At 66.9% G+C, this 20,529-nt stretch carries 22 protein-coding genes and 1 tRNA gene; 19 read left to right on the top strand and 4 right to left on the bottom strand.

The window, feature by feature from the left end:
* Positions 1-9: 9 nt before the first annotated feature.
* The 14 genes from ACMZ91_RS01665 to ACMZ91_RS01600 all read left to right on the top strand — a co-directional run bounded on the left by ACMZ91_RS01665 (position 10) and on the right by ACMZ91_RS01600 (position 11,360).
* Entirely contained in the window at positions 10-519 is a 510-nt protein-coding gene (locus ACMZ91_RS01665; RefSeq protein WP_100437418.1) for a YceD family protein, read from the top strand.
* A 107-nt stretch (positions 520-626) separates the two neighbouring features.
* The gene (gene rpmF, locus ACMZ91_RS01660; RefSeq protein WP_005408308.1) at positions 627-821 is read left to right on the top strand and encodes a 50S ribosomal protein L32; all 195 of its coding nucleotides are present in this window, start codon (positions 627-629) and stop codon (positions 819-821) included.
* Positions 822-912: 91 nt separating this feature from the next.
* Positions 913-1,890 carry a beta-ketoacyl-ACP synthase III gene (locus ACMZ91_RS01655; RefSeq protein ID WP_005408309.1) on the top strand — a complete coding sequence of 326 codons (978 nt, stop codon included), beginning with the start codon at positions 913-915 and terminating at the stop codon, positions 1,888-1,890.
* Positions 1,891-1,967: 77 nt separating this feature from the next.
* Entirely contained in the window at positions 1,968-2,750 is a 783-nt protein-coding gene (locus ACMZ91_RS01650) for a BUD32 family EKC/KEOPS complex subunit (RefSeq protein ID WP_032127765.1), read from the top strand.
* A 135-nt stretch (positions 2,751-2,885) separates the two neighbouring features.
* Positions 2,886-3,830, top strand: coding sequence for an ACP S-malonyltransferase (gene fabD, locus ACMZ91_RS01645; RefSeq protein ID WP_149908907.1), 945 nt, complete (start codon positions 2,886-2,888; stop codon positions 3,828-3,830).
* An 82-nt stretch (positions 3,831-3,912) separates the two neighbouring features.
* Complete coding sequence (fabG, locus tag ACMZ91_RS01640; RefSeq protein ID WP_004146899.1) at positions 3,913-4,656, top strand: 3-oxoacyl-ACP reductase FabG; 744 nt, start codon at positions 3,913-3,915, stop codon at positions 4,654-4,656.
* A gap of 152 nt (positions 4,657-4,808) precedes the next feature.
* The gene (gene acpP, locus ACMZ91_RS01635) at positions 4,809-5,048 is read left to right on the top strand and encodes an acyl carrier protein (RefSeq protein WP_005415509.1); all 240 of its coding nucleotides are present in this window, start codon (positions 4,809-4,811) and stop codon (positions 5,046-5,048) included.
* Positions 5,049-5,191: 143 nt separating this feature from the next.
* Positions 5,192-6,454, top strand: coding sequence for a beta-ketoacyl-ACP synthase II (gene fabF / locus ACMZ91_RS01630; RefSeq protein WP_049400645.1), 1,263 nt, complete (start codon positions 5,192-5,194; stop codon positions 6,452-6,454).
* A 156-nt stretch (positions 6,455-6,610) separates the two neighbouring features.
* Positions 6,611-7,975, top strand: a complete 1,365-nt coding sequence (locus ACMZ91_RS01625) for an aminodeoxychorismate synthase component I (protein ID WP_149908906.1) — start codon at positions 6,611-6,613, stop codon at positions 7,973-7,975.
* Positions 7,976-8,126: 151 nt separating this feature from the next.
* Complete coding sequence (gene mltG, locus ACMZ91_RS01620; RefSeq protein ID WP_414577445.1) at positions 8,127-9,188, top strand: endolytic transglycosylase MltG; 1,062 nt, start codon at positions 8,127-8,129, stop codon at positions 9,186-9,188.
* Positions 9,185-9,850 carry a dTMP kinase gene (tmk, locus tag ACMZ91_RS01615; RefSeq protein WP_099605028.1) on the top strand — a complete coding sequence of 222 codons (666 nt, stop codon included), beginning with the start codon at positions 9,185-9,187 and terminating at the stop codon, positions 9,848-9,850. The genes mltG and tmk overlap by 4 nt, the downstream gene beginning before the upstream one ends.
* Positions 9,847-10,803 carry a DNA polymerase III subunit delta' gene (locus ACMZ91_RS01610; protein WP_107431412.1) on the top strand — a complete coding sequence of 319 codons (957 nt, stop codon included), beginning with the start codon at positions 9,847-9,849 and terminating at the stop codon, positions 10,801-10,803. Before tmk ends, ACMZ91_RS01610 begins: the two co-directional genes overlap by 4 nt.
* On the top strand, positions 10,800-11,153 hold the full coding sequence (locus tag ACMZ91_RS01605) for a PilZ domain-containing protein (RefSeq protein WP_005412452.1): 354 nt from the start codon (positions 10,800-10,802) through the stop codon (positions 11,151-11,153). Before ACMZ91_RS01610 ends, ACMZ91_RS01605 begins: the two co-directional genes overlap by 4 nt.
* A 132-nt stretch (positions 11,154-11,285) precedes the next feature.
* Positions 11,286-11,360: transfer RNA gene (locus tag ACMZ91_RS01600), tRNA-Val, on the top strand.
* An 84-nt stretch (positions 11,361-11,444) separates the two neighbouring features.
* Here ACMZ91_RS01600 and ACMZ91_RS01595 read toward each other — a convergent pair.
* Positions 11,445-12,008 carry a hypothetical protein gene (locus tag ACMZ91_RS01595; RefSeq protein WP_049463479.1) on the bottom strand — a complete coding sequence of 188 codons (564 nt, stop codon included), beginning with the start codon at positions 12,006-12,008 and terminating at the stop codon, positions 11,445-11,447.
* 288 nt (positions 12,009-12,296) lie between these two features.
* Here ACMZ91_RS01595 and ACMZ91_RS01590 point away from each other — a divergent pair, with 288 nt between their 5' ends.
* The 4 genes from ACMZ91_RS01590 to ACMZ91_RS01575 all read left to right on the top strand — a co-directional run bounded on the left by ACMZ91_RS01590 (position 12,297) and on the right by ACMZ91_RS01575 (position 17,049).
* Positions 12,297-12,677, top strand: a complete 381-nt coding sequence (locus ACMZ91_RS01590) for a tautomerase family protein (protein WP_049463481.1) — start codon at positions 12,297-12,299, stop codon at positions 12,675-12,677.
* Between the two features lie 191 nt (positions 12,678-12,868).
* Entirely contained in the window at positions 12,869-13,264 is a 396-nt protein-coding gene (locus tag ACMZ91_RS01585; protein ID WP_132811108.1) for a DUF2946 family protein, read from the top strand.
* Positions 13,265-13,393: 129 nt separating this feature from the next.
* Positions 13,394-15,532 carry a TonB-dependent receptor gene (locus ACMZ91_RS01580; protein ID WP_414577442.1) on the top strand — a complete coding sequence of 713 codons (2,139 nt, stop codon included), beginning with the start codon at positions 13,394-13,396 and terminating at the stop codon, positions 15,530-15,532.
* An 11-nt stretch (positions 15,533-15,543) separates the two neighbouring features.
* Positions 15,544-17,049: a PepSY domain-containing protein gene (locus ACMZ91_RS01575; RefSeq protein WP_414577440.1), complete on the top strand. Its 1,506-nt coding sequence runs from the start codon at positions 15,544-15,546 to the stop codon at positions 17,047-17,049.
* Between the two features lie 9 nt (positions 17,050-17,058).
* Here the strand turns inward: ACMZ91_RS01575 and ACMZ91_RS01570 are convergent, their stop codons facing one another.
* Complete coding sequence (locus ACMZ91_RS01570) at positions 17,059-18,192, bottom strand: MFS transporter (RefSeq protein WP_414577438.1); 1,134 nt, start codon at positions 18,190-18,192, stop codon at positions 17,059-17,061.
* Between the two features lie 11 nt (positions 18,193-18,203).
* Positions 18,204-18,980, bottom strand: a complete 777-nt coding sequence (locus ACMZ91_RS01565) for a DeoR/GlpR family DNA-binding transcription regulator (RefSeq protein WP_414577436.1) — start codon at positions 18,978-18,980, stop codon at positions 18,204-18,206.
* Between the two features lie 159 nt (positions 18,981-19,139).
* Between ACMZ91_RS01565 and smqnr the strand changes: the two genes are divergently transcribed.
* On the top strand, positions 19,140-19,787 hold the full coding sequence (smqnr, locus tag ACMZ91_RS01560; RefSeq protein ID WP_414577434.1) for a SmQnr family pentapeptide repeat protein: 648 nt from the start codon (positions 19,140-19,142) through the stop codon (positions 19,785-19,787).
* Positions 19,788-19,790: 3 nt separating this feature from the next.
* Here the strand turns inward: smqnr and ACMZ91_RS01555 are convergent, their stop codons facing one another.
* The gene (locus tag ACMZ91_RS01555) at positions 19,791-20,465 is read right to left on the bottom strand and encodes a class I SAM-dependent methyltransferase (RefSeq protein WP_414577432.1); all 675 of its coding nucleotides are present in this window, start codon (positions 20,463-20,465) and stop codon (positions 19,791-19,793) included.
* Between the last annotated feature and the right edge of the window lie 64 nt (positions 20,466-20,529).

The raw sequence follows: 20,529 nt of genomic DNA, 5'->3' as shown, positions 1-20,529 counted from the left end.
CAGCGGCTTATGTCCGCGAACGTGCCCGAATCGCTGGATGCCTGGCGGATGGTCGTAGCGCGAAGGCGCTTCGACGGCCAGGTCTCCCTGGCTGAATTGACCCGCCTGCAGGGGCTGGTCGCAGATACCGACGGCGAGTGTTCCTACTCGCTTGAATTCGGTCGCGACGACGTCCTGCGGGTATCCTATGTGGAACTGACCATCGACACCGCGTTGCCGCTGACCTGTCAGCGCAGCATGCAGCGATTCTTGTTGCCGGTGAAGGTGACCCAGAGGCTTGGCCTGATCCGCGACGAGGACGAGGAATCGTCCCTGCCGGAGGAGTACGAGGCGTTGCTGGTGCCGGAAGACGGCCAGCTGCGTCCGCTGGACCTGGTCGAAGACGAGCTGGTGCTGGCGGTGCCTGTGGTGCCGCTGTCGCCCGACGGTGAAGCAGTCGACAAGGACTGGGCGCCGAGCGAAGAAGAAACAAAGAAGGCCAATCCGTTCGCGGCATTGGCGGCATTGAAGAAACAATAGCAGCCGGATTGTCGTCGGCGGCTGCGGCGAAAGCGAAAGTGTGCTGGGCGCTGGCGTCCTGCGCGACGATACGACGAAGCAAAACGAACCGAGTTTGGAGCAATCCCATGGCTGTGCAGAAATCCCGTGTTACCCCGTCCCGCCGCGGCCAGCGCCGTTCGCATGACGCCCTGAGCGCCAAGCAGCTGTCGACCGACCCGACCACCGGCGAAGTGCACCTGCGTCACCACATCACTGCCGACGGTTTCTACCGCGGCAAGAAGGTCATCCAGACCAAGACCTCGGCCGTCGAAGAAGATTGATGTGCCGGGAAGGCCGCTGCCCCCGGGCAGCGGCCTTTGCCTTCTTTCCCGGGCGTGCCGGTGATCGGCGGCCCGCGCAACAGGAAACATGATGAGCAAGCGGATCTACTCGAGGATCGCGGGCACCGGTAGCTATTTGCCGGAAAAAGTCCTGACCAACGCCGACCTGGAAAAAATGGTCGAAACCTCGGATGAGTGGATCCAGTCGCGCACCGGCATTCGTGAACGGCACATCGCGGCCGAAGGCGAAACCACCAGCGACCTCGGCTACCAGGCCGCGTTGCGCGCACTTGAAGCGGCCGGTATCGACGCTTCGCAGCTCGACATGATCGTGGTCGGTACGACCACGCCCGACCTCATTTTCCCCTCCACCGCGTGCCTGATCCAGGCCAAGCTCGGTGTTGCGGGGTGCCCTGCCTTTGACGTCAACGCCGCCTGCTCGGGCTTCGTGTTCGCGCTGGGCGTGGCCGACAAGTTCATCCGTTCCGGCGACTGCAGGCACGTGCTGGTGATCGGCACCGAAACGCTGACCCGCATGGTCGACTGGAACGATCGCACCACCTGCGTGCTGTTCGGCGATGGCGCCGGCGCCGTCGTGCTCAAGGCCGACGAGGAAACCGGCATCCTCAGTACCCACCTGCATGCCGACGGCAGCAAGAAGGAGCTGCTGTGGAACCCGGTGGGCGTCTCGACCGGCTTCAAGGACGGCGCCAACGGTGGCGGCACCATCAACATGAAGGGCAACGACGTGTTCAAGTACGCCGTCAAGGCGCTGGACTCGGTCGTGGACGAGACCCTGGCTGCCAATGGCCTGGACAAGTCCGACCTGGATTGGCTGATTCCGCACCAGGCCAACCTGCGCATCATCGAAGCCACCGCCAAGCGCCTGGACATGTCGATGGACCAGGTGGTGGTGACTGTCGACAAGCACGGCAACACCTCGTCCGGCTCGGTGCCTCTGGCGCTGGACGCCGCGGTGCGTTCGGGCCGCGTCGAGCGCGGCCAGCTGCTGCTGCTGGAAGCCTTCGGCGGCGGCTTCACGTGGGGTTCGGCCCTGCTGCGCTATTGATAGTGCAAGTTACGACAACGTGAAGCTTTGTCGTTGCGGCCCCTCTGGGGCCGTAACGCGTTTAAGGAGGACCTGTCATGGTTGAGCCCATCGTCATCGAAGGGCAACGTGCCTGGCTGAAGCAGTACGGCAAGGGAAGCCGCGCGCTGGCCCTTGGCCTGCTCAATTTTGTTGCCCGTCGTTTCCATCTGGATGCCCTGCGCCCGCCGCCGCACCGTGGCGGTGACGCCGCGCGCGAAACCGAAGCCCGTCGCCTTGCAGAACTGCAGGCGCAGGGCGTGAACGTGCCCGATGTGCTGGGCACCGGCCATGCTGCGCTGGTGATCGGCGACAACGGCAGTTCGTTCAATACCTGCCTGCGCGAAGCCGACGAGGCCGGTCGCGACCGCCTGGTGATGGCGGCCATGCTGGCCATTGCCGCAGCGCATGCGCGCGGCGCCTATTTCGGTCAGCCGTTGCCGCGCAATCTCACCTGGGATGGCGAGAAGGTCGGTTTCATCGACTTCGAGGAAGATCCGCTGGAAGTGATGGATCTGTCCGAAGCGCAGGCCCGCGACTGGCTGATGTTCGGCTATGGCGTGGCCAAGTACTACGCCGACCGCCCCGAGCACCTGCAGGCGATGATGGCCGAGGCGATGGGCGATGCGCAGGCGCCGGTGCGCGAGCACGTGCATGCGGTCACTGGCCGCCTGCGCAGCCTGGCCCGGGTCTGCATGAAGCTGGGCCGCTCGGCGCGCGCGCTGGCCCACTCCATCTTCATCGCCCATGGCGCCAGCACCGCTGGCGTGCTGATGCTGGTAGGCCTGTGCGTGGATTTCCTCGCCGACGGCGATCTGGACGTCCTGCAGCTGTTCTGCTGACCGTGCGTCCGCCGGGCCATGCCCGGCGGCGTTCCGCGGCTGGCCCACCATACGCGTGCATACGCGCACGTACAGACGACACGGCATGTTCCCCCTTATCATGGCCCGCTTCGATTGCAACAAGCGGATGACCGCGTGACCGTATCCACCCTCGCTTTTGTCTTCCCCGGCCAGGGCTCGCAGTCTGTGGGCATGGTGGCCGAGCTGGCTGAACTGCACCCGCAGGTGCGTGAAGCCTTCACCGAGGCATCCGATGGTGCCGGCGTCGACCTGTGGGCGCTGTCCCAGGGTGGCCCGGAGGAAATGCTCAACCGCACCGAATACACCCAGCCGGCCCTGCTGGCCGCAAGCATCGGCGTGTGGCGCGCCTGGAACGCCGTGGGCGGTCCGCGCCCGTCGGTGCTGGCCGGCCACAGCCTGGGCGAGTACACCGCCCTGGTCGCCGCTGGCGCGCTGAGCCTGCATGACGGTGCGCACCTGGTGCGCCTGCGCGGCCAGCTGATGCAGGAAGCCGCACCGGCCGGCGTCGGTGCCATGGCCGCCGTGCTCGGCGCCGAAGACCAGCTGGTGCTGGACGTCTGCGCCGAAGCCGCAGGCAGCCAGGTGGTGGTGCCGGCCAACTTCAATTCGCCGGGCCAGATCGTGATCGGTGGCGACGCCGACGCGGTCGACCGTGCGCTGGCGCTGCTGGCCGAGAAGGGCGTGCGCAAGGCGGTCAAGCTGGCCGTGAGCGTGCCCTCGCACACCCCGTTGATGCGCGAAGCCGCCAACCGCCTGGCCGAAGTGATGACCGGCCTGGCCTGGCAGGCGCCGCAGCTGCCGGTGGTGCAGAACGTCGACGCCAAGGTGCATGACGGCATTGACGCGATCCGTACTGCGCTGGTCCAGCAGCTGTACCAGCCGGTGCAGTGGACCGGGTGCGTGCAGGCGCTGGCTGGCCGTGGCGTCACCCGGATCGCCGAGTGCGGCCCGGGCAAGGTGCTGACCGGTCTGGTCAAGCGTATCGACAAGGCCATCGACGGCCGTTCGCTGGCCACGCCAGGCGACTTCGAAGCCGCCCGCGAGGCATGGTCGGCCTGATCCCCCTTGTTCCTGCCGACCGTACCGGTGGCCGCTGCAAGCGGTACGGGTACGGCGGCCGTCCCAGCCTGAGGAAAACATCATGAGCAAGCCCCTGCAGGGTGAAATCGCACTGGTCACCGGCGCCAGCCGTGGCATTGGTGCCGCCATCGCCGATCTGCTGGCCGCCCAGGGCGCCACCGTCATCGGCACCGCCACCACTGAATCCGGCGCCGCCGCGATCGGTGAGCGCCTGGCCGCCCACGGTGGCCACGGCCGCGCGCTGAACGTCACCGACGCCGCCGCGCTGGACAGCGTGCTCGATGGCATTGCCAAGGAATTCGGCCCGATCTCGATCCTGGTCAACAATGCCGGCATCACCCGCGACAACCTGCTGATGCGCATGAAGGACGAGGACTGGGCGTCGATCATCGACACCAACCTGACCAGCGTGTTCCGCACCAGCAAGGCGGTGATGCGCGGCATGATGAAGGCGCGCAAGGGCCGCATCATCAATATCGCATCGGTGGTGGGCGTGACCGGCAATGCCGGCCAGGCCAACTACGCTGCCGCCAAGGCCGGCATCATCGGCTTCAGCAAGTCGCTGGCCAAGGAAATCGGTTCGCGCGGTGTCACCGTCAATGTTGTCGCACCCGGCTTCATCGACACCGACATGACCAAGGCGTTGCCGGAAGAAGCGCGTACCGCGCTGATCAACGACATCGCCCTCGAACGCCTGGGTTCGCCGGAAGACATCGCCCATGCGGTGGCCTTCCTGGCCGGCCCGGCTGCCGGTTACATCACCGGCGAAACCCTCCATGTGAACGGTGGCATGTACATGCCGTAAGCAAGGGGCGCAGGGATTGCGCCGCAAGTGGTTGATCTGCGGAGGTTTTTGCTGCGATGCAAGGCCGCGCCGGTTTCCACTACACTATCCCACGGCCATCGCCTTTGATGGCGACCACTTTTGAACCACAACTCCATCTGGAGCGAGATCCCATGAGCACCATCGAAGAACGCGTCAAGAAAATCGTCGTCGAACAGCTTGGCGTCAAGGAAGAAGAAGTCACCAACAGCGCATCGTTCGTCGATGACCTGGGCGCTGACTCGCTGGACACCGTCGAGCTGGTGATGGCCCTGGAAGAAGAATTCGAGTGCGAGATCCCGGACGAAGAAGCCGAGAAGATCAGCACCGTGCAGGCCGCCATCGACTACATCAAGGCCCACGTCAAGGCCTGATGTCAGACGGCAGTGCGCGCGCGGGCTCACGCTCGCCGCGCACCGCACCCCATGGGGCCGCTGTTGCGGCCCCGTGTGTTTGAGCATCACACCGAAGCAAACCGAGTTGCCCGTTGAAATCATCCGGGCCAGGAGAATCAGCAATGAAGCGTCGCGTCGTCGTAACCGGCCTGGGTATCGTCTCGCCGTTGGGCAATGATCTGGCCAGCAGCTGGGAAGGCATCACCCAGGGTCGTTCGGGCATCGGTCCGCTGACCAACGTTTCTGATGCCTATCTGGATCGGTTCACCACCAAGATTGCAGGTGAAGTCAAAGGATTCGACATCACCGCCGACAATGAACTGTTCGGCAAGTTCCGGGTCAGCGGCAAGGATGCCAAGAAGATGGACCCGTTCATCCATTACGGCCTCGGTGCCTCGTTCATGGCCCTGCACGACTCGGGCCTGGAAATCACCGACGCCAATGCCGAGCGCATCGGCGCCATCGTCGGCGCCGGCATCGGCGGCCTGCTCGGCATCGAAGAGCAGACCATCGAGTTCCATGAGGGCAAGAAGATCTCGCCCTTCTACGTGCCCAAGACCATCATCAACATGCTGCCGGGCCAGCTGAGCATCATCACCGGCCTGAAGGGCCCGTCGTTCTCGGCGGTCTCGGCGTGCGCGACCTCGAACCATTCGATCGGCACCGCCATGCGCATGATCCAGTACGGCGATGCCGACGTGATGGTGGTCGGTGGTGCCGAGCGTGGCTCGTCGCCGACCGCACTGGGCGGCTTCTGCGCGATGAAGGCCATGAGCACCCGCAACGACGCCCCGGAACAGGCCTCGCGCCCGTGGGACAAGGACCGTGACGGCTTCGTGCTGGGCGACGGCGCCGGCATCCTGATCCTGGAAGAGTATGAGCACGCCAAGGCACGTGGCGCGAAGATCTACTGCGAACTGGCCGGCTTCGGCGCCAGCTCCGACGCGTACCACATGACCGCACCCAGCGAGAACGGCGAAGGCGCCGCCCGCTGCATGGTCATGGCCATGAAGGACGCCGGCGTGACCCCGGAACAGGTGGGCTACCTCAACGCGCACGGCACCTCCACGCCGCTGGGCGACCTGGGCGAGACCATGGCGATGAAGACCGCCTTCGGCGACCACGCCTACAAGATGATGGTCAGCTCCACCAAGTCGATGACCGGCCACCTGCTGGGCGCTGCCGGCGGCGTGGAAGCAATCTTCTCGGTGATGGCGCTGCAGGACAACATCATTCCGCCGACCATCAATCTGCAGCAGCCCGGCGAAGGCTGTGACCTGGACTACGTGCCCAACGAAGCACGCCAGGCCAAGGTCGACGTAGTGATGTCCAATGGCTTCGGCTTCGGCGGCACCAACGGCACGCTGATCTTCAAGCGCGTCTGACCGGCGTTGTAGAGTCGAGCTTGCTCGACTCCGCCCTTGTGTAGAGTCGAGCCATGCTCGACTGAACGTGCAACACAGTCGAGCAAGCTCGACTCTACGCACGAGGAGGCCGCCGCAAGGCGGCTTCCGTGCATCTGAATCCCCGAACTGGCCGCCATGACCCACGCACCGCTGATCCACCCGCTGCCGCACCCGATCGATCTGCTGGCCCTGCAGCAGCACGACCCGTCGCGCTTCCCGCTGCTGATGGAATCCACCGCCTCGGGCACTGCCCAGGGCCGCTGGAGCCTGCTGCTGGCCGCGCAGGGCGATAGCCTGCGGCTGGATGCCGATGGCCAGGTGCGCGACCAGCATGATGCGGTGCAGGCCGGCAGCTTCCTGCAGGTTCTGGACCGCGCCTGGCAGCACGAACGCCTGCCGCATGACGGCAGCCACAGCCTGCCGTTCCGCGGCGGTTGGGCGTTGATGCTGGACTACGAAGTGGCCAGCCAGATAGAACCGGTGCTGCCGGCGCGCGCACGCGAGGACGGCCGCCCGACCGCGCTGGCGCTGCGCTGCCCGGCCGCGGTGCTGCACGACCACTACAACGAGGCCAGCTTCGTCATCGCCGAAGCCGGCGAGCAGGCGTTGCTGGATGCGCTGGTGGCGCTGGCCTCGGCCACGCTGCCCGAAGCCGGGCAGGGCTGGCAGCCACCGCAGTCGGTCGGCGAGGACGCGCCGCAGCGCTTCACCGACGGCGTGCGCCGGGTGATCGAATACCTGCGTGCCGGCGATGTGTTCCAGGTGAACCTGTCGCGGCGCTGGAGCGCGCAGTTTGCCGCACCGGTCAGCCCGCAGGCGCTGTACGCGCAGCTGCGCCGTGCCAACCCGGCACCGTTCGCCGGCCTGTTCAGCGCGCACGGCCGCCATGTGGTCAGTTCCTCGCCGGAGCGGCTGGTGTCGGTGCATGCCGGCCACGCGCAGACCCGTCCGATTGCCGGCACGCGTCCGCGCTTCGAGGGGGACGATGATGCCGCGCGCATCCAGGAGCTGGTCGGTCACCCCAAGGAGCGTGCCGAGCACGTGATGCTGATCGACCTGGAACGCAACGACCTGGGCCGCATCTGCCTGCCCGGTACCGTGGTGGTCGATGAGCTGATGACCGTGGAGAGCTACGCGCACGTGCATCACATCGTCAGCAACGTCAGCGGCCATCTGCGCCCGGAGGTCACCCCCGGCGAGGTGATCGCCGCCACCTTCCCCGGCGGCACCATCACCGGCTGCCCGAAGGTGCGCTGCATGCAGATCATCAGCGAGCTGGAGCAGGTGCCGCGTGGTGCCTACACCGGCGCGTTCGGCTGGCTGAACCGCGATGGCGACCTGGACCTGAACATCCTGATCCGCACCGCCGAAGTGGATGGCCACGAGGTGAGCTTCCGCACCGGCGCCGGCATCGTGGTCGACTCGGACCCGGACAAGGAACTGGACGAGACCCGCGCCAAGGCCCGCGGCCTGCTGCGCGCGCTCGGCCAGCAGGGGTAGGCGTATTCCGGTAGTGCCGGCCGCTGGCCGGCAACCCCATTCCCCCACGGTGGGTGCCGACCGTTGGTCGGCACGCAGGCGCCACCCCGGTCATGACCCCAATCCACCGGCACGGTATCCTGCACGACGGAATCGAGTTCAGAGGTAGTCCATGGCGGGAGCCAAGCGCGGGTGTCTGTTCGTGGTAACGCTGGTGGTGGTGCTGGCCGCCGTCGTGGCCGGCGTGGGCGCGTGGTTCTTCTACCAGCAGACCCGGTTCGCCGACGCCCCGATCACCCCGTCCGCCGAGAGCGTGGTCATCGCCAGTGGCGACGGCATGAACACGGTGCTGCGCAAGCTGCGCGACGCCGGCGTGGACGAGGGCCAGGACGCGCAGTGGCAGCTGCTGGCGCGCCAGCTCGATGCGGCCGGCAAGCTGAAGGTGGGTGAGTACGCGCTCAGCAGCGACCTGACCCCGCGTGATCTGCTGCTGCGCATGCGCGCCGGCAAGGTGCTGCAGCACCGCGTCACGATCATTGAAGGCTGGAACATCCGCCAGTTGCGTGCCGCGCTCAAGCGCGCCGAGCCGCTGCTGCACACCACCGACAACCTCGATGACGCCGCGTTGATGCAGCGCCTCGGCTTCGGTGGCCAGCATCCGGAAGGCCGCTTCCTGCCGGAGACCTACGTCTACCAGCGTGGCGACAGCGATCTGGATGTGCTCAAGCGTGCTCACGCTGCAATGCAGGACGCACTGGATGAAGCCTGGGAAAGCCGTGCGCCGGACCTGCCGATCAACACGCCCTACGAACTGCTGACGATGGCCTCGATCATCGAGAAGGAAACCGCGCTGGCCAGCGAGCGCCCGCAGATCGCCGGCGTGTTCATGCGCCGCCTGAAGATCGGCATGCGCCTGCAGACCGACCCGACCGTGATCTACGGCATCGGTGCTGCGTATGACGGCAACATCCGCCGCCGCGACCTGACCACCGATACGCCCTACAACACCTATACCCGCGCCGGCCTGACCCCGACCCCGATCGCCATGCCCAGCCGCGATGCGCTGATGGCGGCCGCACAGCCGGCACCGGGCGACGCGCTGTACTTCGTCGCCGTGGGCGATGGCAGCGGCGCGCACGTGTTCTCGCCCAGCCTGGACCAGCACAACGCCGCAGTGGCCCGCTACCTGCAGCAGCTGCGCCAGCAACGTACCAAGGAGACCCCGGCGCAATGAGTCCCGCGCTGCTTCGCCACCCGCGTTTCGTCAGCCTGGAAGGCGGCGAGGGCGCAGGCAAGACCACCGCCATCAATGCCATCCGTGACTGCCTGCGCAGCCACGGCCACGAGGTGGTGCTGACCCGGGAGCCGGGCGGTACGCCGCTGGCCGAGCGCATCCGTGGCCTGGTGCTGAAGCCCGATGCCGAGATCGCCGCCGAACCGCTCAGCGCCGAAGCCGAGCTGCTGCTGGTGTTCGCTGCACGTGCGCAGCATGTGCGCCAGGTGATACAGCCGGCACTGCAGCGCGGCGCCTATGTGCTGAGCGATCGCTTCACCGATTCCAGCTATGCCTACCAGGGCGGTGGCCGTGGCCTCGACCCGCAGTGGATTGCCGATCTGGAACGACGCGCGGTGGGCCTGCTGCCGGGCCTGACCCTGCTGCTGGACGTGGACGTGGCAGTAGGCCGCGCACGCGCCAATGGCCGCGACCTGTGGCCGGACCGCATCGAGAGCGAACAGGATGATTTCTTCCAGCGCGTGCGCGAAGTGTTCCGCAGCCGCGCGCAGCAGGATCCGCAGCGCTTCGCATTGATTGATGCGGGCCAGGAGCAGGCGCGCGTGGCCGCCGATGTGGTCGCGTGCGTCGAGCGTTGGCTGCAGGACGGGGAGGGCGCATGAGCACGTTCTCGCCGTGGCAGCAGCGCGCATTCGACCAGACCGTGGCGGCGCTGGATGCCGATCGGCTCGGCCATGGCCTGCTGATCTGCGGCCCGGCCGGGCTGGGCAAGCATGAGGTGGCGCTGGCCCTGGCCGACCACGTGCTGGCACGAGGCGATGCTGCCCATGCCACGCGCACGCGCCAGCTGATCGCGGCGGGCACGCACCCGGACCTGCAGCTGGTCAGCTTCATTCCGAACAAGAGCGGCGACAAGCTGCGCACCGAGATCGTCATCGAGCAGGTGCGCGAGATCACCGACAAGTTGGCGCTGACCCCGCAGTACGGCGTGGCGCAGGTGGTGATCGTCGACCCGGCCGATGCGATCAACCGCTCGGCGGCCAACGCGCTGCTGAAGACGCTGGAAGAGCCGCAGCCCGGCCGCTATCTGTGGTTGATCAGCAGCGACCCGGCACGCCTGCCGCAGACCATCCGCAGCCGGTGCCAGCGCCTGGAATTCAAGTTGCCGCCGCAGCACGAAGCGCTGGCCTGGCTGCAGCAGCAGGGCCACAGCGAAGCATCGGCACGCGAAGCGCTGGACGCGGCGCGCGGCCACCCCGGCCAGGCCGACAACTGGCTGCGCGAAGATGGCCTGAGCCTGCGCCGCGAAGTGGGCCGCGAGCTGGAACAGCTGGCCGCCGGCAAGACCGGCGCGGTGGAGCTGGCGCAGAAGTGGTGCGGTGATGACAACGCGGCGCTGCGCCTGCGCTTCGCCGCCGACCTGGCGCTGGCCCAGGCCAGCACCGATGCCTTGACCACGCCGGAGCGATTGCACAAGCTTGCAGCCTGGTTCGATGCGGCCAACCGCACCCGCGACCTGCTGCGCACCACGGTGCGTGCAGACCTTGCCGTGGTCGAGTTGCTGCTGGCCTGGAACAAGGTGAACGAGCGGCCTGCCGCAAGGGGAAATCGATGAGTGCCAGCAACGCCCGCCAGGGCATCCTGTCCCTGGCCGTGAAGGACAAAGCCGCGCTGTACAGCGCGTACATGCCATTCGTGAAGAACGGCGGCATCTTCGTGCCCACGCCCAAGCGCTACTTCCTGGGTGACGAAGTGTTCCTGCTGCTGACCCTGCCCGATTCCAGCGAGCGCCTGCCGGTGGCCGGCAAGGTGATCTGGGTGACCCCGGCCGGCGCGCAGGGCAACCGCACCGCCGGCATCGGCGTGCAGCTGGCCGACGGTGCCGAAGGCGAGGGCGTGCGCCACAAGATCGAGACCCTGCTGGCCGGCCTGACCGGCTCGGACAAGCCGACGCACACGATGTAAGGCTGCGCCGGGCTGTTCTGTAGAGTCGAGCCATGCTCGACTGCCGCCCTCGAAAACACCCGTGAACACGAATGTGAAAAACGGTTGACGGCCTCTGAAAAGCCCCTATAATGAGCGGCTCAGCAACACACCGGGCGGTTAGCTCAGCGGTAGAGCATTGCCTTCACACGGCAAGGGTCACAGGTTCGATCCCTGTACCGCCCACCATGTTGCAGAACGAAAGAAGCCTCCAGCAATGGGGGCTTTTTTGTTGCCTGTGATTCCGTAGTGCCCGCCGAAGCGATCACCGTTTCAGCCGAGGTCCTCCAGCAGCTCGCGCGCGATCATCGCGGTTGCATCCAGCAGGTCGTGACCGCTGCCGGCCCGCACCACCACCGCCAGCAGGCTACGGCCCACATCGGCATTGCCGCCGCTCAGTTCCATCTCGCCTTCAAAGCACAGATCGGCCAACCATTCATGGGCCTGCTGCAGTCCGCGCTTGCGGACGCGGCGGAACTCCGCGAGCAGCTTCGCCTGGCCGGCCTCCTGCTCACCATCGGCAAGCAGGCCGATGGCACCGCCGTGCGCCGCGCGCCAGATGGCCGGTAGCGGGCGACCGTTCGCGTCCACCACGTCCGCCGAGAACTGCGCGCAGTACATTTCGTAGCGCTTGCCCGCTGTGCTGCAGGGCACGATGCCGGCCTCGGCCAGCAGGCGTTCGGCTTCATCCAGTTTGCTGAACTTCAAGCGCAGCAGTGCAGGACGGCTCAGGTGTTGTGCCAGCGCCTGCTGGTTGGCGGTGAACCAGACGTTCCAGCCCACGCTTGCGCGGCCTTCCAGTGCGGCCTTGAAGTACTCCAGGTGTTCGGCGTCCATTGCGGCCTCCTGCGCTCCCTGCTCGATTGTAGCGGGCGCATATCCGGGCCGGTCAGGCGTCGTCGCCGGAGAGGCAATGATGTGCCTCGCGTACCAGCTGTCGCGCGGCCACGATCAGCCCGTCGGTGTGGAAGGCGCCCAACTGTTCGTCCGGGTCGCCTTCGTTACGCACGTGGGCGGGCCCGTGCCACGAATGGAAGCGGAGGGTTCCATTCCTGCGCTGTCCCACCGCCCCGGGCAGGCGTAGTCTCGGCCCGTTGCCGTGCCCATCCACTCTGGAGTGCCACCATGCCGCTCGCCCGTATCGATCTTCGCAAAGGTAAATCCGCCGACTACCTGCAACGCGTCGGCGAAACCATCTACCAGGCCATGCGCGCGGTGGGCGTGCCGGAGAACGATCGCTTCCAGATCTTCCAGCAACACGAGCCGGGCACGTTGATCTATGACCCCGGTTACCTGGGCGTGGACCGCACCGACGATTTCATCTGCATCCAGATCACCTGGAACGAAGGGCGCACGCTGGAGCAGAAAAAAGCGTTGTACCTGGGCATTGCCGATGGCCTGCATGCGGCGGTGGGTATCCGCCGAGAGGATGTGTTCATCAACCTGGTGGAAGTGAAGCGGGAAAACTGGTCGTTCGGTAATGGTGTGGCCCAGTACGTGAGTTGATGCGCGAAAAGCATCCACGCATGGCGTGGATCTACTGAATGGAGGGCGTGTGCGGGGGAGGTCAGCGCTGCGTCACCGTGTCGCAGGGGGCAAACCCTGAACATGGTCCAAGGTTGGCCATGGCCCCGTAGAATGGCGGCGTGCGCCGTTCTGCTCTCCACCGCCGGTTCCAGGCCCTGGCATGGCTTGCCATGCTGCTGGTGCTGCTTGCCCCGCTGGTGAGCCGCTGGCTGGCGCATGGCCACGTCGCGGCCGCCGCACCGGTGGCCGCCATGGACCACGCGATGCACGCAGAGCATGCGCAGCACGCGATGGAAGGCCATCACGACCACCACGCGATGGCGATGCCGCACGGCGAGGCCGCAAAGAAGCCACCTGCCGATCCACACGCCGATCATGAGATGGGCGTGGACTGCGATTACTGCCTGATCGCTGCACGGCTGATCACTCTGCTGGTGGCGGCAGTGCTGCTGTTGGCGCCGATGGCACCGGTGTGCCGCGCGCTGCGCGGTGCGGTGCGGTCGTTGCCGCAACGGATCAGCGGCACATTGGGAGCGCGTGGGCCGCCGGCTCTGATGGCTGCCTGAGCCGCACGCGCGTTGCATTGAAGATTTTTCCATGAGGTTGCCGGCCACGGCCGGTGCCCGCACGCGCGTGTTTGTCCCTTTCTGATTGCTGCCCTGCCATTGCGGGGTGGCCTTGCATGCCGTGAACAAATGAAAACGAACCCCAACCCCGCGCACCTGCGCCGGGCGACGCTACCTGTCCTGTGCGCATTGCTCCTGCACGCCGCGCCCCTGCTTGCCGCCGATGCGGCACCACCGACCACGCTGGATACCGTGCGGGTGGTCGATACCCGCAGCGGTGAGCTGTCGTCCACCGCCAACGCCGGTTCCGCGCTGGGCCTGAGCGTGCTGCAGACACCGGCCAGCCTGACGGTGATTTCGCGCGAACAACTGGAGCAGCGTGGCGACAGCAACCTCAACGATGCGATCAGCCGGGCAGGTGCGATCAGTGTGATGCCGCATCCGGGCAACGGCCTGAGTGCGCTGTCCAGCCGCGGCTTCACCGATGGCGCTTCGGTGATGCGCCTGTACGACGGGCTGCGCCAGTACGGCGGCGTGGGTATCACCTTCCCGTTCGATACCTGGTCGATCGAGCGCATCGAAGTGCTGCGCGGCCCGGCCTCGGTCATCCATGGCGACGGTGCGATCGGCGGCGTGATCAACATCGTGCCGAAGAAGCCCACGCGTGGTGCGATCGAGAACGAGATCAGCGTAACCGTGGGCAGCGAGGACACCGCGCGCCTGGGCTTCGGCAGTGGTGGCGCGCTGACGCCCGAGCTGGCCTACCGGCTGGACGTGAGTGGCAACTACAGCGGTGGCTGGGTCGATCGTGGGCGCAACAGTGACGCGACATTCTCCGGTGCGTTGCTTTGGCAGCCGCGCGCGGACCTGCAGCTGACCCTCACCCATGCGCAGGGCTACCAGCAACCGATGCGCTACTTCGGCACGCCGCTGGTCGAGGGCCGCCAGCTGGAGGCGCTGCGCCACCGCAACTACAACGTGGACGACAGCCAGATCCGCTATCGCGACCGCTGGACCCAGCTCGATGCGCTGTGGGCGCCGAACGCGAACGTGGAATGGCGCACGCGCCTCTACCAGATCGACAGCCAGCGCGATTGGCGCAATGCCGAAGCCTATGTCTACAACCGCGCCACCGGCTTGATCGATCGCTCGGGAAACACCGAGATCACCCACAACCAGGACCAGACCGGGCTGACCTCGACGCTGCGTGTGCAGGGAACCGCGGGTGGCCTGCAGAACAGCTTCGCGGTGGGCCTGGACGCCAACCGCGCGCACTTCAAGCACACCAACAACACCTATGCCGGCAGCTCGGGCCCGATCGACCCGTTCGAACCGGTGCCGGGCCAGTTCGTCAGCGACGCGCCGAACCTGCCGCGCTACCGCAATCGTGCCGAGCAGTACGCGCTGTTCGCGGAAGACCGGTTGGCGCTGAGCGAGCGCTGGTCGGTGCTGGGTGGGCTGCGCCACGACCGCGCGCGCATCGACCGTGCCGATCTGATCAGCGGCCAGAATGCGTTCTCGAAGACCTACAGCAGCACCGGTTGGCGCGCAGGTACGGTGTTCGCGCTGCGGCCGACGCTGAGCCTGTATGCGCAGTACTCGCAGGCAGCAGACCCGGTCAGTGGGCTGCTGATGATCAGCCCGGCCAACGGCGCCTTCGACCTGGCCAAGGGCCGGCAGATCGAAGTGGGCCTGAAGCAGGCCTTCGATGGCGGCGAGTGGACGCTGGCGGCGTATCGCATCCGCAAGACCGGGCTGCTCAGCCGCGATCCGCTGGTGCCGGACCGCCGCGTGCAGGTGGGCGCGCAGACCTCGCGCGGTATCGAGGCATCGCTGAATTGGAACGTCGCGCCGCACTGGACGCTGGATGCCAACGCCACGGTGCTGAAGGCCGAGTTCGAGGACTTCCTGGAGACCACAGGTTCGCCGCCGCTGCTGGTGTCGCGCGATGGCAACCTGCCGCCGAACGTGGCCGAACGCCTGGCCAATGTGTGGTTGAGCTGGCAGTTCGCACCGGACTGGAGCGCGACTGGTGGCGTTCGCTATGTCGGCAAGCGCTACGCCGACAATGCCAACACGCTGGAGTTGCCCAGCTACAGCACCACTGATCTGGCGCTGACCTGGCAGGCAGCACCGCGCACGCGATTGTCAGCGCGCCTGTTCAACGTATTCGACAAGGCGTACTACGCCACCGCGTACTACACCAGCACGCAGTGGCTGCTGGGCGCGGATCGTCGCGTCGAGTTCACCGTCGACCATCGCTTCTGAGGGCGCGCACCATGTCGCTGCGATCCACTGCCAAGCGCTGGACCTACCTGGTGCACCGTTGGCTCGGCATCGGCGGATGCCTGCTGATGCTGTTGTGGTTCGTCAGCGGTATGGTGATGCTGTTCATCGGCTACCCGAAGCTGACGCCGGGTGAGCGGCTCGCGGCGTTGCCGATGCTGGCTGATGCCCGCAATCTGCAGGGGCTTTCGATACTGCCTGCCGCCGTGCAGGCCGAGCCGGGAAGCGTGGCACTGACCACGCTGCGTGGCGAGCCCGCGTATGTGGTGCGCAATGGCAGCAACGTGGGCGCCTGGTCGGCGTACACCGGCCAGGCCTTGGTGCCGGTGTCGGCACAGCGCGCCGAAGCATCCGCTGCACAGTTCGCCGGCGGCCAGGCGTTCGTGGGTGCGACGCGCGTGGACGAGGACCGCTGGACGCATTCGCGCGCACTGGATGTGCATCGACCGCTGTATCGCGTCGAGGTGGGCGGTGCGCAACCGGGCGACCTGTATGTGTCTTCGCGTACCGGTGAAGTGGTGCTGGACGCACCGCATGTGCAGCAGCGCTGGAACTACGTGGGTGCCTGGCTGCACTGGTTGTACTTCCTGCGCACGCAGTCGGTGGACCCGGTGTGGACGTGGGTGGTGATCGTGCTGTCCGCGCTGTGCACGCTGGCGGCGATCAGCGGCATCGTGGCGGGTGTGTGGCGCTGGCGTTTCCGTGGGCACTATCGGTCCGGTGCGAAGACGCCGTACGTCGAGCCGTGGATGCGCTGGCACCATCTGATCGGATTGTGTGCTGCAGCCTTCGTGTTCACCTGGATCTTCAGCGGGCTGATGTCGATGAATCCACTGGGCATCTTCAGCAGCACGCGTGAAGCGATCGACAGCGGGCGCTATCGTGGCGGCGTGGTGGCGGTGGATGGCGCGCTGGGTGAGCCGGCGAAGCTTCTGGCGGTGGCCGATGCTGAGCGCTTCCAACCGGTCGAGATCCAGTGGCGACGGATCGGTGGCGAGCTGTTCGCGGTGCTGCTGGATGGGAAAGGCGATACCCGCATCGTGTCCGGCAGCGATGGGCATCTGCAGGTGGCGCGCCTGCTGCCGGCGACGTGGCTGCAGCAGAAGGTGCGTGCGCTGTCCGATGCGCCGATGCAGGATTTCGTGGTGCAGCAGGCAGCGGATGCCTACTTCTATCCGCGTGCACCGGAAGCCATGAACGGCGCGGCGGTGCGGCGCTTCCCGGTTGCGGTGGCGGATTTCGGTGATGCCGAGGCGACGCGGGTCTATCTCGATCTGGCTACCGGCGATCCGTTGCTGACGATGGGGCATCGGGAACGGATGGGACGCTGGCTGTTCTACTTCCTGCACAGCTGGGATCTGCCCGCGATGCTGCGCCAAGAGGGTGCCCGGCTGGCGGTGTTGCTGCTGCTGAGCGCTGCCGGCACCGCGTTGTGTGCCACGGCGACGGTGATCGGCTATCGGCGATTGCGGATGAAACTGCGGCGCAGGCGGCGCTGATGCCTTGGGTTACACCCGCAGCCAGCGCGTGGACATGGCCACCAGCAACAAGGCCGTGGCCACGCCGATGAAGGCGGCGATCAGGCCGAAGTGATTGGCAGCGAAACCGATCAGCGCCGGTCCGGCAAGGATGCCGGCGAAGCCCAGCGTGGAAACGGCGGTGATTGCCAGTGCGCCGGGCATGCGGGTCTGGTGGCCGGCCAGCGAGAACAGCGCCGGTGCGATGTTGGCGCAGCCAAGGCCGACCAGCACATAGCCGAGCAGTGACGCCTGCCACGGCGTGACCAGGGTCAGCACGAGCACGCCCGCGGCGGCCAGCAGCGCGCCGAACACGATCGCGCGCTCACGGCCAACGCGCTCCACCAGTGCGTCGCCGAACAGGCGCGCGACGGTCATGGTCAGGGTGAAGGTCACATAGCCGATACCGGCGAGGCTGGCATCGACGCGACGCACATCGCTGAGGAAGACCGCGCTCCAGTCCAGCATCGCGCCTTCACCGAGGAAGGCAACGAAGGCCAGCACGCCGATGAACAGCACGATGCCGTGCGGCAGGGCCAGCATTGGTGTGTCGTGTGGCATGCGTTCGCTGTGCCAGTGCGCTGCCGACAACAGCATCACCAGCAGCATGGCGCCAACGCCGATCAGCACCGATGCCAAGGGAGGCAGCTGTGCGGACAACAGCACGGTCATGGTGGCCGCGCCGAGGAAGCCGCCGATGCTGAAGAAGGCATGGAAGCCGGACATCATCACCCGCCGTGCTTCGCGCTCGACGATGACGGCCTGTACGTTCATCGTGCAGTCCATCGCGCCCACGGCGGCGCCGAACACGAACAGCACCAGCCCCAGCGTCCAGGCCGAACTGGCCAGCGCCAGGCCGGGCACGGTCAGGCAGATCAGCAGGCTGCTGGCGACCATCACCCGGCGGCAACCGAGGCGCGCGGCCAGCACGCCGGACAAGGGCATCGCCAGCAGCGAGCCGGCACCAAGGCAGAGCAGCACCAGGCCCAGCGTGGCGTCGTTGATGCCGGTGCGCGCCTTGGCGAACGGCACCAGGGTGGCCCACAGCGCGGTGGCGAAGCCGGGAATGAAGAACGCAGCGCGGGTCGCGTGCTGTTCGGCACGCGCGCGGTTGGCAAGGGACATGAGCGGTACGGTCAGAGCGGAGTGGGGTGTACCGCGATGCCGGCAGCGCGGAAGCGTGCCGCCAATGCGGGTGGTGCGGTGGTGGTCAGCACCAGGTCGTCGATCTCGTCGAGGCTGGCGATCTGCCAGTTGCCGCGCGCACCGAGCTTTTCAGTGGTGGCGGCGACGATGACGCGGCTGCTGCAGGCCACCATCGCGCGTTTCAGCGTGGCTTCTTCCGCATCCATTGCCCACACGCCGGTGTCGCCGTCCACCGCGCAGGGGCCGGGCAGGTACACATCGGCGCGCAGGCGCTGCACCTGGGCCAGTGCTTCAGCGCCGACCGCGCCACCACCGCTGGCGAGGCGACCGCCGATCAGCTGCACCGAGGTGCCTTCAAGCACACTGGCGGCGGTGGCGATCTGCGGAGCATTGGTGATCACCGTCAGGCCGAGAGCGGCCGGCAGCTGCTGGGCGATCGCCAGGTTGGTCGACCCGGCGTCGAGCAGTACGACCTGGCCGGGCTGCAGCAGCGCGCAGACGCGGGCGGCCAGCTCGGCCTTGTCGCCGCGGTCGCGGGTCAGTCGCTCGCGTAGCGGGCGTTCCTTGGGGGGCGGCAGCACGGCGCCGCCGTAGACACGCTGGCACAGGCCTTGGGCGGCCAGCTCGCGCAGATCACGGCGGATCGAATCTTCGGAGACGGCATAGCGGCGCGCCAGTTCGGCGGCGACCACGCGGCCCTGCTGGCGTAGTTCCTCGAGGATCTGCAGGGTGCGCTGGGCGGGGAGGGGGCTGGGATCGGAGCTCATGCCGCAAGTCTGCACGTTCGTGCACTAACGTGCAACAACGTGCAATGAGCGGGAGTGGACACAGAACGGCTGGATTGCGGGTGAACCGGCCCGCGCCCACGTCTATGGATCGCCCTCGCGGCCCGGCATGATGGCGGGGCACCTGGCATGGAATCCACGATGTCCTCCACCGTTCACCGAAAGCTGCGCATCGGCGCGGACCAGTACACCGGCCAGAAAGTGGTCGACCAGCAGTTCCATGAGTGCGACTTTTCCGGCGCCGACCTGACCGCCACCGAGTTCATCAACTGCAGCTTCTACGACGCCGACAGCCGGGCCGGTTGCCGCTTCAACGGCGCCACGCTGAAGGAAGCCAGCTTCCGCAGCTGCGACATCAGCATGTGCCATTTCAATTTCATCAAGGCACTGGGCCTGGAGATCAGCGAATGCCGCGCGCAGGGCGCGGATTTCAGCAACGCCAGCTTCATGAACCAGATCACCACGCGCAGCTGGTTCTGCAGTGCCTTCATCAAGAAGTCGAACCTGCGCTATGCCAATTTCTCGCGGGTGACATTGGAGAAGTGCGAACTGTGGGAGAACCGCTGGGATGGCGCGAATGTGAGCGGCGCCAGCTTCGCCGGCTCAGACCTGTCCGGTGGCCAGTTCGAGGGCATCGACTGGAACAGCGCCAACTTCACCGACTGCGACCTGACCAACTCCGAGCTGGGCGAGCTGGACCTGCGCAGCACCAACCTGCGTGGTGCCACGCTGGATGTGCAGCAGGTGGCGCTGCTGATGCAGCGCATCGGCATTACGGTGGTTCCGTAGGCATCACCCGGCGTAGGCGACCCAACCCTTGAAGCTGAAGCCTGCGTAGAACAGCTCCACGCCGTCGAAGCCGGCCTCCTGCAGCAGCGCGACCTCCTGTTCGGGCGACAGCAACGGCAGCCGCTCGGCAATGGCGTCGATCGCGCGCTGTGCATCTGCGCGCGCAACGCCAGAGGCTTCGGCGAACGCGGCGTAGCGCTGCAGCCAGCGCAGCTTGCCGGCCGGATCCTGCGGCACGCTGTGGTGCGCCACCACCAGCGGCGCGCCGGGCTGCAGGCGCCGGTGCAGTTCGCGCAGCGTGTGCAGGCGCTGCGTGGTGTCGAGGAAGTGCAGGGTCAGCAGGCAGCTGGCACCATCGAAGCGCATGTCCGGGGCATCGTCGATGTAGCCTTCCAGCAGCTCAACGCGTGCGTTCAACGGGCCCAGCGTCTGCTCGGCCAGGGCCAGCATCGGCGCGGCCGGGTCCACGCCCAGCAGCTGCCAACCAGGTTGCGCCTCGGCGAAGGCTTTCAGCTCCAGCCCGCCACCGGCACCGAGTACCAGCACGCGGCCCTGCACGGGGACACGTTCGGCCAGCAGCAGACGGCTCATCTGCTGCAGGGCGAGGAAACCGGGCACCTGGCGCAGCGGCGCTTCGGCATAGCGGGCCACCGCCTGCGGATCGGAGAACGTGGACATGCGCGGATTCCTGTGGCGGGTGACATACCACTGTAGCGCGGCGCGCAATGCCTCTTGCGCGCCG

The sequence above is a fragment of the Stenotrophomonas sp. FR024 genome (assembly GCF_047500745.2).
GTDB classification, from domain to species: Bacteria; Pseudomonadota; Gammaproteobacteria; order Xanthomonadales; family Xanthomonadaceae; genus Stenotrophomonas; species Stenotrophomonas maltophilia_A.
The sequence above is the reverse complement of the archived record's forward strand: the minus strand, read 5'-3'. Positions and strand labels throughout refer to the sequence as shown.

Excerpts from the sequence above, each read along its gene's own strand:
- ACMZ91_RS01625 (WP_149908906.1), top strand. The coding sequence starts at position 6,611 with ATGACCCACGCACCGCTGATCCACCCGCTGCCGCACCCGATCGATCTG.
- ACMZ91_RS01555 (WP_414577432.1), bottom strand. The coding sequence starts at position 20,465 with ATGTCCACGTTCTCCGATCCGCAGGCGGTGGCCCGCTATGCCGAAGCG.
- ACMZ91_RS01570 (WP_414577438.1), bottom strand. The coding sequence starts at position 18,192 with ATGTCCCTTGCCAACCGCGCGCGTGCCGAACAGCACGCGACCCGCGCT.
- fabF (WP_049400645.1), top strand. The coding sequence starts at position 5,192 with ATGAAGCGTCGCGTCGTCGTAACCGGCCTGGGTATCGTCTCGCCGTTG.
- acpP (WP_005415509.1), top strand. The coding sequence starts at position 4,809 with ATGAGCACCATCGAAGAACGCGTCAAGAAAATCGTCGTCGAACAGCTT.
- fabG (WP_004146899.1), top strand. The coding sequence starts at position 3,913 with ATGAGCAAGCCCCTGCAGGGTGAAATCGCACTGGTCACCGGCGCCAGC.
- ACMZ91_RS01665 (WP_100437418.1), top strand. The coding sequence starts at position 10 with ATGTCCGCGAACGTGCCCGAATCGCTGGATGCCTGGCGGATGGTCGTA.
- ACMZ91_RS01650 (WP_032127765.1), top strand. The coding sequence starts at position 1,968 with ATGGTTGAGCCCATCGTCATCGAAGGGCAACGTGCCTGGCTGAAGCAG.
- ACMZ91_RS01605 (WP_005412452.1), top strand. The coding sequence starts at position 10,800 with ATGAGTGCCAGCAACGCCCGCCAGGGCATCCTGTCCCTGGCCGTGAAG.
- ACMZ91_RS01585 (WP_132811108.1), top strand. The coding sequence starts at position 12,869 with ATGCTGCTGGTGCTGCTTGCCCCGCTGGTGAGCCGCTGGCTGGCGCAT.
- smqnr (WP_414577434.1), top strand. The coding sequence starts at position 19,140 with ATGTCCTCCACCGTTCACCGAAAGCTGCGCATCGGCGCGGACCAGTAC.
- ACMZ91_RS01610 (WP_107431412.1), top strand. The coding sequence starts at position 9,847 with ATGAGCACGTTCTCGCCGTGGCAGCAGCGCGCATTCGACCAGACCGTG.
- ACMZ91_RS01595 (WP_049463479.1), bottom strand. The coding sequence starts at position 12,008 with ATGGACGCCGAACACCTGGAGTACTTCAAGGCCGCACTGGAAGGCCGC.
- ACMZ91_RS01590 (WP_049463481.1), top strand. The coding sequence starts at position 12,297 with ATGCCGCTCGCCCGTATCGATCTTCGCAAAGGTAAATCCGCCGACTAC.
- ACMZ91_RS01655 (WP_005408309.1), top strand. The coding sequence starts at position 913 with ATGAGCAAGCGGATCTACTCGAGGATCGCGGGCACCGGTAGCTATTTG.
- ACMZ91_RS01575 (WP_414577440.1), top strand. The coding sequence starts at position 15,544 with ATGTCGCTGCGATCCACTGCCAAGCGCTGGACCTACCTGGTGCACCGT.
- rpmF (WP_005408308.1), top strand. The coding sequence starts at position 627 with ATGGCTGTGCAGAAATCCCGTGTTACCCCGTCCCGCCGCGGCCAGCGC.
- tmk (WP_099605028.1), top strand. The coding sequence starts at position 9,185 with ATGAGTCCCGCGCTGCTTCGCCACCCGCGTTTCGTCAGCCTGGAAGGC.
- ACMZ91_RS01565 (WP_414577436.1), bottom strand. The coding sequence starts at position 18,980 with ATGAGCTCCGATCCCAGCCCCCTCCCCGCCCAGCGCACCCTGCAGATC.
- ACMZ91_RS01580 (WP_414577442.1), top strand. The coding sequence starts at position 13,394 with ATGAAAACGAACCCCAACCCCGCGCACCTGCGCCGGGCGACGCTACCT.
- mltG (WP_414577445.1), top strand. The coding sequence starts at position 8,127 with ATGGCGGGAGCCAAGCGCGGGTGTCTGTTCGTGGTAACGCTGGTGGTG.